This window comes from Amphritea atlantica, from assembly GCF_024347255.1.
In the GTDB taxonomy this organism is placed as follows: Bacteria; Pseudomonadota; Gammaproteobacteria; order Pseudomonadales; family Balneatricaceae; genus Amphritea; species Amphritea atlantica.
The window spans coordinates 2,749,628-2,766,573 of sequence record NZ_AP025284.1; the positions used below are offsets into that span (position 1 = coordinate 2,749,628).

Below are 16,946 nucleotides of genomic sequence, written 5' to 3' on the forward strand. Positions count from 1 at the left end.
CGCCCATGCAAGGTTCTATAGCTTGCAAGCTTTGCTACCTTGTAAGGTACATATGAATGTATCGCGAAAGCCGACATCGTCAGGAAAATATGACTCAATATGCGAAGGTAAAAACTGCCAGAGAGGAAAAAAGGATTACTGGTATTCATCCTGAATATCCGTCTGAACTGCCTTTAATCCCTGACTGAGCGACACAGATCCATCAAAACCACAGACTACGATACGGGTACTCCAGTTACCCACCAGGTTTCACTATATCCCAGCCTTACCAATGACTACAACTGCTGTTTTCTTTGCTTTTTCTAGCCAGCCGCGAAGCGGCGATCTGACAACGCCCCCCAATCATAAAAAAAGGCAGCCAACTGGCTGCCTGTTAAGTGAAGTTCAAATCACCCCTGATCTCCCCCACCTACAGGGAGGATTGTTCCGGTGATATAAGAGGCGTCATTGGAGGCAAGAAAGAGGATCGCGCTGGCCTGCTCATCGGGGGTGCAATAACGGCCCATCACTGTTGAATCGATGGTCTGGTCTACGATCTGTTGATACCACACCTTTTCATCATCGCTCATCGGCTGGGTGTTGCGGGGGATTTTCCGCTCACCGACATCGGTGCCACCGGGTGCTACCGCATTGACACGGATTCCGCGGTTGCCATTCTCCCAGGCGAGACAAGCTGTCAGGGCGTTAACGCCCCCCTTGGCGGCGGCGTAGGGAACCCGGTTGAGTCCTTTGGTGGCGATGGATGAGACATTGACGATTGCGCCTGCGTTTTGCTGCTGCATCACAGGCAGCACCGCATGACAACACCAGAGGGTTGGAAACAGTGAACGGCGTATCTCCGCTTCTACCTGCGCCTCTTCATAATGCTCATAGGGTTTAACCCAGATGGTGCCACCGACATTGTTGATCAGGCTATCGATACGCCCATATTTGTCCACGGCGGCATCCATCACCTTACAACACTCGGCATATTGCTCCAGATTGGCGAGCACCACCAGTGGCTCTGGAAAGCCCAGCCCGGTGATCTCAGCGGAAACCTCCTCCACCAGAGGCGAGAAATCGACCAGTACTAACAGCGCACCTTCCGCCGCCGCCCGAAACGCTACCTCCCGGCCAATACCCTGAGCGGCCCCTGTGACGACGACAACCTTTTCTTCAAAACGACGTACAGACATAGAGGTTACCTCAGGCAAATTTTTCGTAATGGAAGCTGGCGGGTGTCATGCCTTTTTCTGAGAAGTAGTGGTTGACCGCATCGACCATCGGCGGCGGACCGCAGAGATAGATATCAACATCACCATCACAGAGGTGTTCGGCTTCGATGTACTGGGTGACATAGCCTTTGGTTGGGTGTTCGCTCTCGGGTGAGGCAACACAGGTGGCGAAGCTGAACAGTGGCAGCGCTGCCGCCAGACGTTCCAGCCGGTCAACCTCGACCAGATCGATATCGTTGGTTACACCGTAGATAAGGTGTACCGGGTATTCCAGACCATCCCGTTGCATCTTTTCCAGCATCGCCGTGAACGGGGCCAGACCGGTACCGCCTGCCAGAAACAGTGCCCGGCGGTTCATATCCCGCAGATAGAAGCTGCCAAACGGACCAGAGATCTCCAGCGGTTCTCCCACCTGAGCGCTGTCACGCATATAACCACTCATCTTGCCATCGGGAATCACCCGGATCAGAAAGGAGACTTCGTTGGCATCACTCACCAGTGAACTGAAGGAGTAAGCCCGGGTTTCATCGCTACCCGGCACTTTAATATTGACATACTGTCCTGGCAGAAAGTGCAGCTTCGCCAGTTTCTCACCTTTCACCGAAAAGCTGATTGCGGTGTCTGAATGACGATTAATCGCTGACAGTTCAACCGGATAGGTCTCGGTAACGGTTTTGCATACCTTAGAGGACACCGGTACTGAGACGACGCAGTCGGAGGTGGGCACCATGCGACAGGTAAGCACCTGCCCCTGCTCTGCCTCTTCTTCAGAAAGCGCATCCTCGATGTAATCTTCCAGTGTATATTTGCCGGATTCGGCATGGCACTTACAGGTACCACAGGCACCATCGCGGCAATCCAGTGGAATATTAACCCGCTGACGATAGGCGGCATCAGCGACCAGTTCACCCTCGTTGCACTCGATAAAACGAGTGACACCGTCTTCAAAGTTTAATGCAATTTTATAAGACATAATCGATCCCGGCCCCCGTTAAACCGGGGGCCTTATTGTTATTATTAAAGATGATAGATATCGACCACATGATGGATATAGTCGTTTTTCAGCACGACTTTTTTCGCTTTGATCTTCGGTCGCTCAGAGGAGGTATCCAGGGTATAAAAGCTGGTGCCGAAGTAGGTGTAGACGTGCTCATAACGATAGGCATAGTTAACCCAGTTGAAACGCACCTGACACTGATCATCTGACGCTTCGATAATCTCAATGTTACTCAGATTATGCGAAGTGCGCGGCTGTGGCAGACTGGTGGCGCTGGATTTATCTGTATTGATACGGAACACCCGGTCTTCCAGTCCGCTGCGTGAGGCGTAATACATCAGCGAAATCTCAGACTGAGGGTCTTCGGTCAGCTCGCCGGTATCATCCCAGGAGGGCACCCAGTAGGTTGCATCTTCGGCATACATCTCCAGCCAGCTATCCCAGTCTTTGTCATCAAGATAGCGGGTCTCTTCATAGAGAAACTTATTTACCTGCTCGATTGAGATAGCCATGATTATTTCTCCTCCTGTTCGGCTGCCGCTTTCTTCATCACATCAACCCAGTAACGATGTTGCACGGTGTACAGCCCCTCATCTTCGGTTTTAGCACCGCTCATCACGGGATTCATACCCAGCTTTTTCGCCTCTTCATCCGGCCCTTTAATCCAGTGTTCCGCCCCCCGGCACATATCGTTCCATTCCAGGCTGCTGGCCATAAAGCCTTTCTGGCATGAACGAAACTCTTCCAGGTCATCCGGGGTTGCCATACCACTGGCATTGAAGAAATCTTCATACTGACGAATCCGCTGAGCACGTGCCTCGGCACTTTCGCCCTTCGGCGCGATACAGTAGATAGTGACTTCCGTTTTATTGACATCGATAGGACGGAACTGGCGGATCTGCGAGCTGAACTGATCCATCAGGAAGACGTTCGGATAGACGCACAGGTTACGCAGATTACCGATCATCCAGTCCGCTCGTGCCTCACCACTGCTGGCGATCAGCTCGTCACGGCGCTGGTAGATTGGCCGGTCTTTCGGGTTTGGCCACTGCATCCACAGGCAGATATGGCCGTGATCGAAGGCATAGAAACCACCCTTCTGCTTCGCCCAGGTGCTGGCGTCCATCGCTTTGGTTTTATCGGTTTCTTTATCCCGACGACCGGTGGTTGCCACATAGTTCCAGTGCACCGCACTGACGTGATAACCATCCGCGCCATTTTCAGCCTGAACCTTCCAGTTGCCGTCATACACGTAGGTTGAGCTGCCACGCAGTACTTCCAGACCTTCCGGTGACTGATCCACGATCATGTCGATAATTTTCGCCGCTTCTCCCAGATACTCTTCCAGAGAGACAACATCAGGGTTCAGACTGCCAAACAGAAAGCCCTTGTAGCTGGCAAAACGGGGCACCTCTTTCAGGTTGTGCGACCCTTCGCAGTTAAACGATTCCGGATAACCGGCATCATCAGGGTCTTTAACCTTGAGCAGCTTGCCATCGTTGTTGAAAACCCAGCCATGAAACGGACAGGTGTGGGCCGCACGATTGCCTTTTTTGGTCCGGCACAACATCGCCCCACGGTGACTACAGGCGTTGATAAAGGCTTTCAGCTCATTATCTTTGTTGCGGGTAATAAAGATCGGCTGGCGACCCATGGTGTAGGTAAAAAAGTCATTCTTGTTAGGAATCTGGCTTTCGTGAGCAAGATAGATCCAGTTACCTTCAAAGATATGCTTCATCTCCAGTTCGAACAGTTCCGGATCGGTAAACATATCCCGCTTGCAGCGATAGATACCCTCTTCGGGTTTCTCTTCCATCATTGAATCAATTTTATTAAACAGTGCTGTGTTCATTCGGTCCACCTCTATTGTTTTCCTCAAAGATACTCAACAGAGGGGTGACTCAATATCCGCTTTATGCCGACCTATATCCTATTTATGCACCTACAGTGCAGAAACGGGATAATGCTTCTTTGTCGACCAGGAAAGGGGTATCGGGGTAGTGACTAGTAGTGACTAATAGAACGGCAGTCTGCCGCCATAGAAGGCGGCTTCATAATCTAAAACAGGCTCACCACAGAGGGCACAGAGAGCACAGAGAAACCGCTAAACAGTACTTCTCCGTGTCCCCTGTGCGCGCTGTGGCAAAACCTTTATCCAGACTCAAGCCAGCGGTTTTTGGCGCGACTTCTGCCGTGATAAAACACGGGTGCCATCATCTAAAACAGACGCACCACAGAGGACACAGAGCGCACAGAGAAACCGCTAAACAGCACTTCTCCATGCACTCTGGGGCTGTGGTAAAACCTTATCCAGACTCAAGCCTGCGGTTTTTGGCGCGACGTCTGCCGTGATAAAACACGGGAGCCATCATCTAAAACAGACTCACCACAGAGGACACAGAGAGCACAGAGGAACCGCTAAACAGCACGTCTACTTATCCTCTGTGCACTTAGTATGCCCTCTGGGTACTGTGGTAAAACCTTTATAACATCCAGACTCAAAACAGCGGATTTTCTTTATCTCCCATAACCTGCGATAAACCAAAAAAAGACCTCCAGAAGGAGGCCAAACACATTGCGAAAGGGAGCAAAGCAAGCGTGAAAACGCGGTGACACAAGCGCCATATGAAACTCAAGATATCCGGCAGCGTTGCCCGAAAAAGCCCTCTTCCGGGCAACGTTGCCGATCAGGTGAGTACTGACAGGAAGCGTTCATTCAGAACCCGGTCATGATAGAAGATCGCCTTACCCAGATCCTCTGCCTTCCAGGTGACCGGCTCATGATCGGGGTAGTGATAATCGCCACCACAGAACACTTCGTTACGGTTGCCTGATGGGTCGAAGAAGTAGATGGTCTGACCATGGGTCAGGCCGTGGCGGGTCGGGCCGATATCGATGGAGGTGTTGGTCATGGAGATCAGATCCGCCGCACGCAGCACCGACTCCCAGGTTTCCAGAAAGAACGAGGCATGGTGGAATTTACCCGGCTCTGGGCAGTCGATAAACGCCACGTCATGGGCTTTCATACTGGCGGTCAGGAACGCCGCAACACGATTACCTTCCGGATCAACCACCTGTTCGGCCAGATCAAAGCCCAGCACATCTCGGAACAGCGCATAAGTATCTTCAACATTCGGCCCATACAACAAGCAGTGATCAAAACGGGTGGCTTTCATCCCCTTCAGATCCATCGGCCAGGCTTCCGGATTAACGTTGGATACCCCCCATTTACCGGGCTGCTCTTTTTCCGCATAGAGTTCAAAGCGGTGACCTGTCGGTGCTTCAAAACGGATGCGACGACCGCAGCCACTCAGCTCACCCGCTGCAATATGCTCCACCGCACAGCCGTACGCTATCAGGTCGCTCTCCAGCTGTTCTAACACGCTGTTGTTGAGCACCTTAAAGCCCATAAAGTCCATACCCGGCTCATCGGCCTGACGCAGAACAACCGAAAACTTATCCACTTCGGTCCAGCCTTTCAGATAGGCGCGCCCCTGATCATCACGCTCCACCTCAATCAGTCCCAGCAGATCCCGATAATGAGCCAGCGCTTCATCGATATCCAACACCCGGAGCTGCACATGACCGGGACGCATTACACCCTTTTTCATTTTGTTAATCCTCTGTTGTTATTTTAATCAGGCCGTTTCAACCTGTAGTTGTTTGACAACCTCAGTCCGCATATCGGAAAGAGGGTAAACCCGACCAGCCAGCAGATATCCCCCTTCAGCCTGACGTTCGCGGATATGGGTTTATCGGCCCAGTGTTTTTGCTGACTGCCCCCCAATGCCCCAGTGTTGCGCAGGCACATCACTGATCAACACCCGCACCGACTCCTTCGGGGCATTGATGGCTCTATTGACCGCCTCAGTAATCTCATGAATCAGCAACTCTTTCTGCTGATCCGTTCTGCCTTCAATGATGTTCACATGAATAATCGGCATAATTTCTCTTACTCCTTGCCCTGGATCATCCGATCTGAGCCACTAAATAAACTGACCGCATCCTGATAACGGACACTGAAGCCGTCGCCTTTATTGACCTGTGCCGCCGCAGTGATCGCACCGATCATGATGAAGGTGCCATACGCCCACCGGTAATAACCCGGCTGGAACCGGAGTTATCCGCGATAACACTCTTCAGACCGAACTTAAAATCCTTATAGCGGGAGTCGATCACTGACGACATAGGGTTACAGCATTCACCTTGTGCTGGCGATCTGTAGTCCTGCGCCCTTCTGACTACTGTTGTTCCGGTTTATTACTGACAGAACATTCGCCAGGGCATCTTTCATATCTCTACTATCGGTGCACGCAAGAGGTAAAAAAATCCGTTCAGCGAAACTCTCTATCCATTTTCTGCAGCGAAGCGAATGCCATGCGCTAGATGGACAAAGCTTGCAATCAGTGGCTATTGGAAAGCCCGCTTCGGACATAGGCTGGGTTCGACTTAATCCTCTAACTTTGAGACATTAGTGATGAACAATAAAAAGAAGATATTCCCGTCAGTTCTATCTGCCAGCATTGCCGCCACCATGATCACAATGAGTTCCGGCTCAATGGCTGCGGACAGTGATCCGATTAAAGTGGGTGTCATGCTGCCCTTCAGTGGTGTTTATGCCGGCCTGGGGGAATCGACCCGCAATGGTTTGAAACAGGCACTGAAAGAGCAAGGCAACAGCATCGCTGGCCGCCCGGTTGAATTTATCGAGATGGACACCGAAGCCAAACCTGCACGCGCGCCCGAAATCACCTCCTCGCTGGTTGACAACCAGAAAGCTGATTTCGTCATTGGCCCGGTACATTCCGGGGTCGCAATGGGGATGATCAAAACCATCAAAGGTAAAGACTCCATCATGATCATTCCCAATGCCGGTGCTAATGCGGCCACCGGAGCCTTCTGCCAGCCCAACGTCTTCCGCACATCATTCTCCTCATGGCAGACCGCGTTCCCGATGGGAAAAGAAGCCTATGACATGGGCTATAAAAAGATCGTCACCATGAGCTGGAACTACGGTTTCGGTAAAGAGTCTCTGGAGGCGTTCAACGAATCCTTCACCAAAGCCGGGGGTGAAGTGATTAAAGAGATGCTGGTGCCATTCCCGAAAACAGAGTTTCAGTCCTATCTGACCGAGATAGCCTCCATCAATCCTGATGCGGTATTTGTCTTCTTCGCGGGCGGCGGTGCGGTTAAGTTTGTTAAGGATTACGACGCCATGGGGTTAAAAGGCAAGATACCGTTGCTGGGTTCAGGCTTCCTCACCGAAGGCACCACCACTGCGCAGGGGCCTGCGGCTGAAGGGGTGATTACCACCCTGCACTACGCCGATGCGCTGGATATCCCTAAGAACCAACGCTTCCGTCAGGATTATGAAACCCTCTACGGCAAGCCCGCCGACCTGTTCGCCGTGCAGGGTTATGATGCGGGTCAGCTGATCGCACAGGCGGTAAGCGCGACGGGTGGCAATACCACCGATAAAGCCGCACTGATTCAGCAGATGGAGAAACTGGAAATAGACAGCCCACGGGGTGCATTCCACTTTTCAAAAGCCCATAACCCGATTCAGACCATCTACCTGCGCAAGGTGGTTGATGGCCAGAACACGGTGGTTAAAGTTGCTCAGGATCATCTGGAGGACCCTGCCCGCGGCTGCAAACTATAACACTCTGATCAGGAGCTCCGTTCAGGAGCTCAATTAAGGGTCTTCGCGGAGGCCCTTCATCGGATTTTCCAAGATTCATCTTTAGGCAGATATTATGGATACGTCACTTTTCCTGGTACAACTCCTCAACGGAGTACAGTACGGGCTATTACTGTTTCTGATAGCGTCAGGACTCACACTGGTGTTTGGCGTCATGGGTATTCTCAATCTGGCACATGGCTCTATGTATATGATTGGGGCATACCTTGCATACTATTTCACCACCCTGACCGACAGTTTTCTACTGGCCTTTCTTATCAGCGGTACGATGGCGCTGGTGATCGGCATCATCATCGAACGATTTCTGATTATCCACCTCTATAAGCGAGACCACCTGGACCAGGTGCTGCTGACCGTGGGGCTGATCTTTATCTTTAACGCCACCCAGAGCTTTGTCTGGGGCAACGACCCGCTGGGGGTTGAAGTTCCGGAACTACTGTCGGGTTCTATCAAACTGACCGATATCGTCGAATATCCGGTTTATCGTCTGTTTATCTCGCTGCTCTGCCTGCTGGTTGCCGCCACCATGTATTTCACCATCAATAAAACCCGCCTGGGGATGATGATCCGTGCCGGGGAATCAGATCGTGCCATGGTGGAAAACCTGGGTGTCGATATCAGCAAACTGTTCACCATTGTGTTTGCCATTGGGGTTTTCCTGGCATCCCTCGCGGGTATCGTTTCAGCGCCGATTGTCAGCCTGGTGCCCGGCATGGGCGAACATGTGCTGATCTCCTGCTTTGTTGTGGTTGTGATTGGTGGCCTTGGGTCGATTAAAGGCGCTTTTGTCGCGGCACTGATTGTCGGCATCGTTGATACCTATGCCTCAGTGCTGGTACCCCAAGCCTCCAGCATGTCGATCTATCTGTTGATGGCACTGATCCTTTTAGCAAAGCCCCAGGGCTTGTTTAAAAACTGAGGGGCAAGACTATGTCTATATTTTCCAGTAAATCTGAAAAGATATTTATCTATCTGTTTTTCGCAATCGGTTTGTTCATTCCACTGTTTCTGGAGGGCAACACCTTTTATATCAATAAGTTCTCAACAATTATCATCCTCTCCATTTTTGTCATGTCGCTGGATTATCTGGTGGGACGCACCGGCCTGATCACGTTGGGGCACGCGATGTTTTACGGCCTGGGTGGTTATATTTTCACCATTCTTGCCCCCGAATATGAAGCGGTTAACTTCTGGGTTTATACCTTCTATGTGATGCTGATCAGCGGTTTTATCGCCCTGATTGTTGGTCTGATTGTGCTGCGCACCAGTGGCATCTATATGATTATGATCACCCTGGCACTGGCGCAGATGACCTTCTACTTCTTTGCCGATTCAGTTGAATACGGCGGGCTTGACGGTCTGTTCGTTTACATCAAACCGGAAACCAGCATCTTCGGATTGAGTTTTCTCGATCTCGACAATGAAACCCACTTTTACTACCTCTGCCTGCTGTCGCTGTTCAACTGTTTTGTGTTCTTTAAAGTTATCATGAACTCCTCATTCGGACGGGTCATCGACGCCCTGAAAGAGAACCCCGACCGGGCCATTGCACTGGGTTATAACATCTTCCACTTCCGCCTGATCGCCTACGTGCTCTCCTCATCTCTGGCGGCCTATGCCGGTTATCTGTTTGCCCTGCAGTTTGGCTTCGTCAACCCCAGCATGATGTCCTGGGACATATCAGCAACGGCGCTGGTGATGGCGTTACTGGGAGGGCTTGGTTCGGTTTTTGGCGCCATTATCGGCAGCTTTATGTATGAGGGGCTGCACTACTATATCGAGCACCTGACTGAGTACTGGATGTTCTTTATGGGTGTGCTGATCATTGCACTGGTGCTCACCCTCAAACACGGTATCGCGGGATTCCTTAATGCTCTGGGAGGTAAACGTTCATGAATCAGACAATCCTTGAAGCGGAAAACCTGTGTAAATTCTGGGGTGGACTGAAGGCACTGAATGAACTGAATATTCAGTTTAAAGATAAGCAACTACACAGCATTGTCGGCCCCAACGGCGCAGGCAAAAGCACCCTGTTGAACACCCTCTGTGGTGCCTACCCCGCCACCAGCGGCGTGATCCTTTATCACGGCAAACCGATCACCCACCTGAAGGGGTATGAGTTTTGCCGCGAGGGGATTGGCCGCAGCTTTCAGAAAACCAATATTTTCCATAACGCGACCTGTCTGGAAAACTGCTGTATCGCCGCCCAGCAACGCATCGGCGGCAGCTTTAACCTGTTCAGAAAACGCAGCAAAAACCGTCAGATCACCGAGATAGCCCGGAAGGCATTGCAACAGGTCGGCTTAACTGCGCGGGCGGATACCCGGGCAACCGAGGTCAGCTATGGTGAGCAGCGCCAGCTGGAGATCGCCATGGTACTCGCCACCTCACCGAAAGTCCTGTTACTGGACGAGCCGATGGCGGGGATGGGCCATGAAGAATCACAAACCATTATCAGTCTGCTAAAAGAGCTGAAGCAGCAATACTGCATTGTCCTCGTCGAACACGATATGGATGCAGTGTTTGAACTGTCAGATCTGATGACGGTGATGGTCGATGGCCAACACTTAATAACCGATACCGTAGACAATATCCGCAACAACCCGCTTGTTCAGGATGCTTATCTCGGTAACGATGATGAGGTATTTTAACCATGCAGAATATTCTTGAAGTTCACGGCCTGCAGACACTCTACGGCGAGAGCCATATCCTGCATGGCGTCTCCTTTGATATTAAAAGTGGAGAAACGGTCAGTATTATGGGCCGCAACGGCATGGGAAAATCCACCACCCTGAAATCGATTCTGGGGATCGCACCACCCCGCAGCGGTTCAGTGATTTACAAAGGGGAGGATATTACCCGTCTGCCTACCTGGAAACGGATGCGCCGGGATATCGCCTATGTTCCCGAGGGACGGGGGATGTTTCACAACCTGACGGTAAAAGAGCATCTGCAGATAGCAGCGCGGAAAAACTCCAGGGGTGACGCTAACTGGACCTACGATCAGGTGCTGGAGGTGTTTCCCCGTCTGACCGAACGACTGACCAATAAGGGCACTCAACTGTCTGGCGGCGAACAGCAGATGCTGGCCATCGGTCGTGCCCTGCTGACCAACCCGGACCTGCTGATCCTTGACGAAGCAACCGAGGGGCTGGCACCACTGATTCGTAAAGAGATCTGGCAGGTGATCAGACAGATTAAAGACTCTGGTGTATCCACCATCATCGTGGATAAAAACATTAAAGTACTCAATGAACTGTGCGAGAAACATATCCTGATTGTAAAAGGAAAAGTGATGTTTCAGGGGGATTCCCGATCACTTGATGACAATAAAGCGTTTATTGAACAAAGCCTGGCAGTCTAATACGATAGCGGGAGGCCTGCCTGATAATAAAGGTCTCCCGCTATAAGGAATAAAGCACTGTATGATCGACACCACGATTACGATTCCCAAAGATCAGAAACAGGGTATCAGTTCACTGGAACTGGGTTTAAAAATCCTGGAACATATCGCCGAATATGGAAAACCCATCACATTAAAAGCACTGGCTGAACTATCAGAGATGTCTCCCAGCCGGTTACATAAATATCTGGTGAGTCTGGTAAAACTGGGTTACATCAGTCAGCAGAGTGACTCAAAATATACCCTGGCCACCAGCAGTCTGAAAATCGGTATCTCAGCACTGCGCCTCATCGATCCTATTCAGAGCGCATTTTTATGTGCAGAAAAGCTGCACCGGGAATACGACCGGACCATTACCGTCGCCATCTGGAACGGCAACTACCCGCTGGTGATCAAATGGCTGGATTCCAGCCGCTCCCTTAACGTTAATATCCGTCTCGGGTCGCAACTATCCCCCTTTACCTCGGCTTCCGGACGCATATTCCTGGCGTTTCTGCCGGATCAACGACGTCAGGAGATCGTCGATGAATTTTTCGCAAACCCTCCTGCCCTGCCCAGGCATATGGGACAGCCGCTGAATAAAAGTGAGTTTATGAAACTGCTTGAGGAGATCAGGGAGGAGAAAGTCTGTCGCTTCATGCAGGACTATCTGCCGGATATCAACGTCGTCAGTGCCCCCATCTTTGATGTCGATAACAATATCAGCTCGATCATCAACCTACTCGGCCAGACCAGTGATACGCCGGTAGAAAAAGGCAGCATCTATGAGCAGGCGGTACTCCACGCCTGCCAGACAGCAACACAACAACTGAGAGGTTATAGCTGAGTTTGCATCAAAAAAGGCACCCAAATAAGGTGCCTGAATAAGGTGCCTGAACAAAGTGCCTGAATAAGCTGCCTGATGTAAGCGACTGAACGGTCGCTCACCCGACCTTGATGAGCTAGTGCCCCCTCTTCTTCAACGTTTCAGATGGCAGTTCGCCAAACATCTTGCGATATTCGCTGGAAAAACGCCCCAGATGCATAAAGCCAAAATCTAGAGCTACTTCGGTGACATTGCGACAGCCACCCTCGCCATCCTGCAACATTTTGTGCACGTGCATCAGCTTCTGCTGCTTAATATAGTGCATCGGGGTGACTGATTTATGCCGCGCGAAGATATTATAGAGCGTCCGCTGACTCACCCGGCTGAGACTGGCCAGATCATCGACCGAAAGGTCATCTTTAATATGATCCGCTATATAGCTGTCAATTGCCGAGAAGCAGTGAGGTGCCTGCTCCTCCGCGGGAATCTGAATATTATTGGAAAAGCAGTCCAGCAGTTTAACCGCCAGCAAACTGCTGTAGGGCGCCAGTTGAGAGAAGTCTGATTGCGCCGCTTCCGCTTCCATAAAGATCAGTTCGAGCAGGTGGATCAGAGAACGATGGTCAGAGGTTTTACGTACCGCATGATCAAACTTAACCCCATCCTTTGGCAGATAAGCGACCTTCTCCGCCAACGCCGAGATCATGACGCTTTTAGGGATCTTAACAATCACTTTCTCACAGTCGGCAGAGTAGTTAAGATCAACCCTGTCATTAGGGTTAAGCAGCAGAACCTCGCCAGCACGGACTCTCAGATCTTTATCCGCCAGACTCCAGTCACAAACCCCATTAGTAACAATTTGCAGATGATAGATATCTTCCAGATCGGCTGACTGAACCCTGACATTGCCACCATAGGTTATCCGCGACAGCGCCACATCGGATAGATTCCGATGCCAGATAGACGCTTTCTGATCGCACTCACCCTTTACAGATATCCGATGTGTTCCAATATGTTTGTTGACGTAATCGGATATAACCTGGGGATCCTGCGCCTGATAAATGGCGCTCCCCTGCAGCACTTCGTTAAACATCATAACTTCTCTATTTTTATTATTTATGAATCAGTTTATATATAATAAAACATCAGCTGTCAATTTACCCTCGGTTTCTGTGACTTTTACCTGAAGAATTTACATGTTAAAACGCAGACCTTCAGGTTCACCTCATATTAAAGCGATGAGTAAATATAACGCGCGGTGCAGGAGCTAATAGAAAGTAGCAATGCTGAAATAGAGAGTTTGGAAAATAGAAAGCTTGTAAGTAGAAAGCTTATGAGTAGAAAGAACAACAAACGGCAGCAAGGGAATTATGCTGGCCATAGCGATCAAAAGTAGAAGAAGACAAACAAGTGGCAATAGACGCTATCTTTTCTGATCAGGATGATCTGTAACAACGCAGCCACGACGCTATCGGGTGAATCCCGTAGCGTCATGGCTTCGTTTGCAATCGTCGCGCTGTTTATACGCTCGGTAGCAGTTGCTCCGGCATGTACGCGTTATAAACCCCACTCTGAATCAGCTGCTTGGCATTTTCGATATCCGGTGAGAAGTAACGGTCCTTATCATAGAAAGGCACTACTTCACGCAGCTGTGCCTTAGCGGCTTCGACCCGCTCTGATGACTTCAGCGGTGCCCGGAAATCGACACCCTGACAAGCCGCCAGCAGTTCCACCGCCAGAATACCCGCGGTGTTATCCGCCATATCCTTTAACCGGCGAGCGGCGTAAGTGGCCATCGACACATGATCTTCCTGATTGGCGGAGGTTGGCAGACTGTCAACGCTGGCGGGATGTGCCAGTGACTTGTTCTCAGAGGCCAGTGCTGCACCGGTCACCTGGGCGATCATAAAACCAGAGTTAACGCCGCCATTATTTACCAGAAACGGTGGCAACTTACTCAGATTGGAGTCGATCAACAGCGCCATGCGCCGTTCAGACAGTGAACCTATCTCAGCGATGGCCAGCGCCAGATTATCGGCCACCATGGCAACCGGTTCGGCATGAAAATTACCGGCAGAGATAAACTCGTCGGTTTCGATAAACACCAACGGATTATCAGACACCGCATTGGCTTCTACCAGCAGGACTTCTGACGCCTGACGAATCTGTTGCAGACAAGCCCCCATGACCTGAGGCTGACAGCGAAGTGAATAGGGGTCCTGAACTTTCTCACACCCTTCATGGGAATCGCCAATGTCGGAACGCTCCCCCAGCAGATGACGGTAGGCGGTAGCTGCATCGATCTGCCCCTGTTGCCCGCGCACTTCATGTACCCGGGGATCAAACGGCCGACGGCTACCCAGTGCCGCTTCCACAGACAGGGATCCGGATATAATCGCCGCGGCAAACAGATCTTCGGCGGCAAACAGCCCCTGCAGTGCAAATGCGGTAGACGCCTGCGTACCATTCAACAATGCCAATCCCTCTTTAGGTGCCAGAGCGATCGGCTCAAGTCCGGCGATCCGCAGGCCCTCGGCGCCAGACATGCGCTCACCTTTGTAAGTCACTTCACCTTCACCCAGCAGTACGGTGCTCATATGTGCCAGTGGCGCCAGATCGCCGGAGGCTCCTACCGAACCTTTCTGCGGGACACAGGGGTAAACTTCAGCATTAACCAGTTTGATCAGCGCTTCTATAATTTCCAGACGGATCCCGGAAAAACCCCGTGCCAGCGAGTTGATCTTCAGGGTCATCATCAGCCGTACAGTCGATTCTGCCATGAGTTCACCTACACCCGCAGCATGGGACAGAACAATACTGCGCTGTAACAGCGCCAGATCTTCAATGGCGATACGGGTATTTGCCAGCAGACCAAAGCCGGTGTTGATCCCATAGACAACCCGCCCCGCTTCGATGACCCGTTCAACCGCCGCACTACTGGCATGAATCCTTTCATGACAGGCAGGATCGAGAGACAGCGACACCGGCTCATGGTTAATTCGGCGTAATTCAGCCAGGGAGAGATGCCCCGGGTTAACAGTAAGTTGATACATCAGGATAGTTCCTAAAAAATATTTATCGACTGCATCACATCAGGCCCGACGTCGATCAGGCCCAATGAGCAATACACTATCAGTTATAGTTGATTTTTTATCTGTTCAGCATCGGCAGATCCAGCCCCTGCTCCCGGGCGCAATCGATGGCAATATCATAACCGGCATCCGCATGACGCATCACGCCGGTGCCCGGATCATTGCGCAGCACCCGCGCCAGGCGTTTTTCCGCAGCCTCAGTACCATCCGCAACAATGACCACGCCCGCGTGCTGACTAAAGCCCATGCCTACACCTCCGCCATGATGCAGCGACACCCAGGTGGCTCCACCCGCAGTATTCAACAGGGCATTCAGCAACGGCCAGTCGGACACCGCATCGGAGCCATCCAGCATCGCTTCGGTTTCCCGGTTGGGACTGGCTACCGAACCTGAATCAAGGTGATCCCTGCCGATTACCACCGGCGCTTTCAACTCTCCATTTCTGACCATCTCGTTAAATGCCAGCGCCAGGCGCTGACGATCCTTCAACCCTACCCAGCAGATCCGCGCCGGCAGCCCCTGAAAAGCGATCCGTTCACGGGCCATATCCAGCCAGTTATGCAGATGCGGATCATCCGGAATCAGCTCTTTCACTTTCTGATCAGTTTTATAGATATCTTCCGGATCACCGGACAACGCTACCCAGCGGAAAGGACCGATCCCCTCACAAAACAGCGGCCGGATATAGGCGGGTACAAATCCGGGGAAGTCGAAGGCGTTCTCAACGCCTTTTTCAAAGGCCATCTGACGGATATTGTTACCATAGTCCGTCGTCGCCGCCCCCTGACTTTGCAGAGCCAGCATCGCCCGCACCTGAACCGCCATCGACTCTTTTGCCGCATCGACCACCGCCGCTTCATCTTTCAGGCGCATCTGCGCTGCGTACTCCAGCGTCCAGCCCTTCGGCAGATAGCCGTTCAACGGATCATGGGCACTGGTCTGGTCCGTCACCACGTCGGGTGTGATACCCCGTTCAACAATCTCCGGGAAGATATCCGCGCAGTTGCCCAGCAATCCCACCGAAACCACTTCGCCCTTCGCTTTAGCGCTGGCGATCATATCCAGCGCTTCATCCAGGGTATAGGCTTTTTTGTCGACATAGCGGGTTCGCAGACGGAAATCGATGCGGGTCTCATCACATTCAACCGTAATACAGGAGAACCCGGCCATGGTTGCCGCCAGGGGCTGAGCCCCCCCCATTCCCCCCAGACCACCGGTCAGTACCCAGCGGCCAGAGGCATCACCCCCAAAGTGCTTTTTCGCCATTGCGGCAAAGGTCTCGTAGGTCCCCTGCACAATCCCCTGCGAACCGATATAGACCCATGATCCCGCGGTCATCTGGCCGTACATCATCAGGCCCTGCTTATCCAGTTCATTGAAGTGTTCCCAGGTCGCCCAATGGGGCACCAGATTGGAGTTGGCGATCAGTACCCGGGGAGCATCCGCATGGGTTTTAAACACCCCCACCGGTTTACCGGACTGAATCAGCAGCGTTTCATCCTCTTCCAGTCGCTGCAGCACTTCAATAATTTTGTCATAACACGCCCAGTTGCGTGCTGCACGACCGATACCGCCGTAAACCACCAGATCCTCCGGCTTCTCGGCAACATCCGGATGCAGGTTGTTCATCAGCATCCGCATCGGCGCTTCGGTCAGCCAGCTTTTACAACTCAGCTCAGTTCCGGTCGGCGCTTTAATAAGGCGATTGGCGTCGTGACGGCTATCATTCATTT

15 protein-coding genes are annotated in these 16,946 nt (G+C 51.7%); 6 read left to right on the forward strand and 9 right to left on the reverse strand.

Going from position 1 to position 16,946, the window contains the following annotated elements; genetic code table 11:
• Positions 1 to 389: 389 nt before the first annotated feature.
• The 6 genes from OCU43_RS12665 to OCU43_RS12690 form a co-directional block, all read right to left on the reverse strand.
• The gene (locus OCU43_RS12665) at positions 390 to 1,175 is read right to left on the reverse strand and encodes a 1,6-dihydroxycyclohexa-2,4-diene-1-carboxylate dehydrogenase (RefSeq protein ID WP_091355725.1); all 786 of its coding nucleotides are present in this window, start codon (positions 1,173 to 1,175) and stop codon (positions 390 to 392) included.
• A gap of 10 nt (positions 1,176 to 1,185) precedes the next feature.
• Positions 1,186 to 2,187: a benzoate 1,2-dioxygenase electron transfer component BenC gene (benC, locus tag OCU43_RS12670; RefSeq protein WP_091355727.1), complete on the reverse strand. Its 1,002-nt coding sequence runs from the start codon at positions 2,185 to 2,187 to the stop codon at positions 1,186 to 1,188.
• 44 nt (positions 2,188 to 2,231) lie between these two features.
• Positions 2,232 to 2,723 (reverse strand): benzoate 1,2-dioxygenase small subunit, encoded by a 492-nt coding sequence (gene benB / locus OCU43_RS12675; protein WP_091355729.1) that lies wholly within the window; start codon positions 2,721 to 2,723, stop codon positions 2,232 to 2,234.
• Positions 2,724 to 2,725: 2 nt separating this feature from the next.
• Positions 2,726 to 4,063 (reverse strand): benzoate 1,2-dioxygenase large subunit, encoded by a 1,338-nt coding sequence (gene benA, locus OCU43_RS12680; RefSeq protein ID WP_091355732.1) that lies wholly within the window; start codon positions 4,061 to 4,063, stop codon positions 2,726 to 2,728.
• An 835-nt stretch (positions 4,064 to 4,898) separates the two neighbouring features.
• The gene (locus OCU43_RS12685) at positions 4,899 to 5,822 is read right to left on the reverse strand and encodes a catechol 2,3-dioxygenase (RefSeq protein ID WP_091355735.1); all 924 of its coding nucleotides are present in this window, start codon (positions 5,820 to 5,822) and stop codon (positions 4,899 to 4,901) included.
• Between the two features lie 141 nt (positions 5,823 to 5,963).
• Positions 5,964 to 6,155, reverse strand: a complete 192-nt coding sequence (locus OCU43_RS12690) for a 4-oxalocrotonate tautomerase (RefSeq protein ID WP_091355737.1) — start codon at positions 6,153 to 6,155, stop codon at positions 5,964 to 5,966.
• A gap of 533 nt (positions 6,156 to 6,688) precedes the next feature.
• Between OCU43_RS12690 and OCU43_RS12695 the strand changes: the two genes are divergently transcribed.
• The 6 genes from OCU43_RS12695 (at position 6,689) to OCU43_RS12720 (ending at position 12,141) form a co-directional block, all read left to right on the forward strand.
• A complete protein-coding gene (locus OCU43_RS12695; protein ID WP_091355740.1) occupies positions 6,689 to 7,873 on the forward strand; it encodes an ABC transporter substrate-binding protein in 1,185 nt (394 codons plus the stop codon).
• A gap of 94 nt (positions 7,874 to 7,967) precedes the next feature.
• A complete protein-coding gene (locus OCU43_RS12700; protein ID WP_091355742.1) occupies positions 7,968 to 8,831 on the forward strand; it encodes a branched-chain amino acid ABC transporter permease in 864 nt (287 codons plus the stop codon).
• 11 nt (positions 8,832 to 8,842) lie between these two features.
• A complete protein-coding gene (locus OCU43_RS12705) occupies positions 8,843 to 9,808 on the forward strand; it encodes a branched-chain amino acid ABC transporter permease (protein ID WP_091355745.1) in 966 nt (321 codons plus the stop codon).
• Positions 9,805 to 10,563 carry an ABC transporter ATP-binding protein gene (locus tag OCU43_RS12710; RefSeq protein WP_091355748.1) on the forward strand — a complete coding sequence of 253 codons (759 nt, stop codon included), beginning with the start codon at positions 9,805 to 9,807 and terminating at the stop codon, positions 10,561 to 10,563. The genes OCU43_RS12705 and OCU43_RS12710 overlap by 4 nt, the downstream gene beginning before the upstream one ends.
• 2 nt (positions 10,564 to 10,565) lie before the next feature.
• The gene (locus OCU43_RS12715) at positions 10,566 to 11,276 is read left to right on the forward strand and encodes an ABC transporter ATP-binding protein (protein WP_091355750.1); all 711 of its coding nucleotides are present in this window, start codon (positions 10,566 to 10,568) and stop codon (positions 11,274 to 11,276) included.
• 61 nt (positions 11,277 to 11,337) lie between these two features.
• On the forward strand, positions 11,338 to 12,141 hold the full coding sequence (locus tag OCU43_RS12720) for an IclR family transcriptional regulator (RefSeq protein WP_091355753.1): 804 nt from the start codon (positions 11,338 to 11,340) through the stop codon (positions 12,139 to 12,141).
• 115 nt (positions 12,142 to 12,256) lie between these two features.
• Here OCU43_RS12720 and OCU43_RS12725 read toward each other — a convergent pair whose 3' ends face one another.
• From OCU43_RS12725 to hutU, 3 genes are all read right to left on the reverse strand, one after another.
• Positions 12,257 to 13,216 (reverse strand): AraC family transcriptional regulator, encoded by a 960-nt coding sequence (locus OCU43_RS12725; protein WP_091355755.1) that lies wholly within the window; start codon positions 13,214 to 13,216, stop codon positions 12,257 to 12,259.
• Positions 13,217 to 13,640: 424 nt separating this feature from the next.
• A complete protein-coding gene (hutH, locus tag OCU43_RS12730; RefSeq protein ID WP_091355758.1) occupies positions 13,641 to 15,173 on the reverse strand; it encodes a histidine ammonia-lyase in 1,533 nt (510 codons plus the stop codon).
• Between the two features lie 97 nt (positions 15,174 to 15,270).
• Complete coding sequence (gene hutU / locus OCU43_RS12735; RefSeq protein ID WP_091355761.1) at positions 15,271 to 16,944, reverse strand: urocanate hydratase; 1,674 nt, start codon at positions 16,942 to 16,944, stop codon at positions 15,271 to 15,273.
• Positions 16,945 to 16,946: the final 2 nt, after the last annotated feature.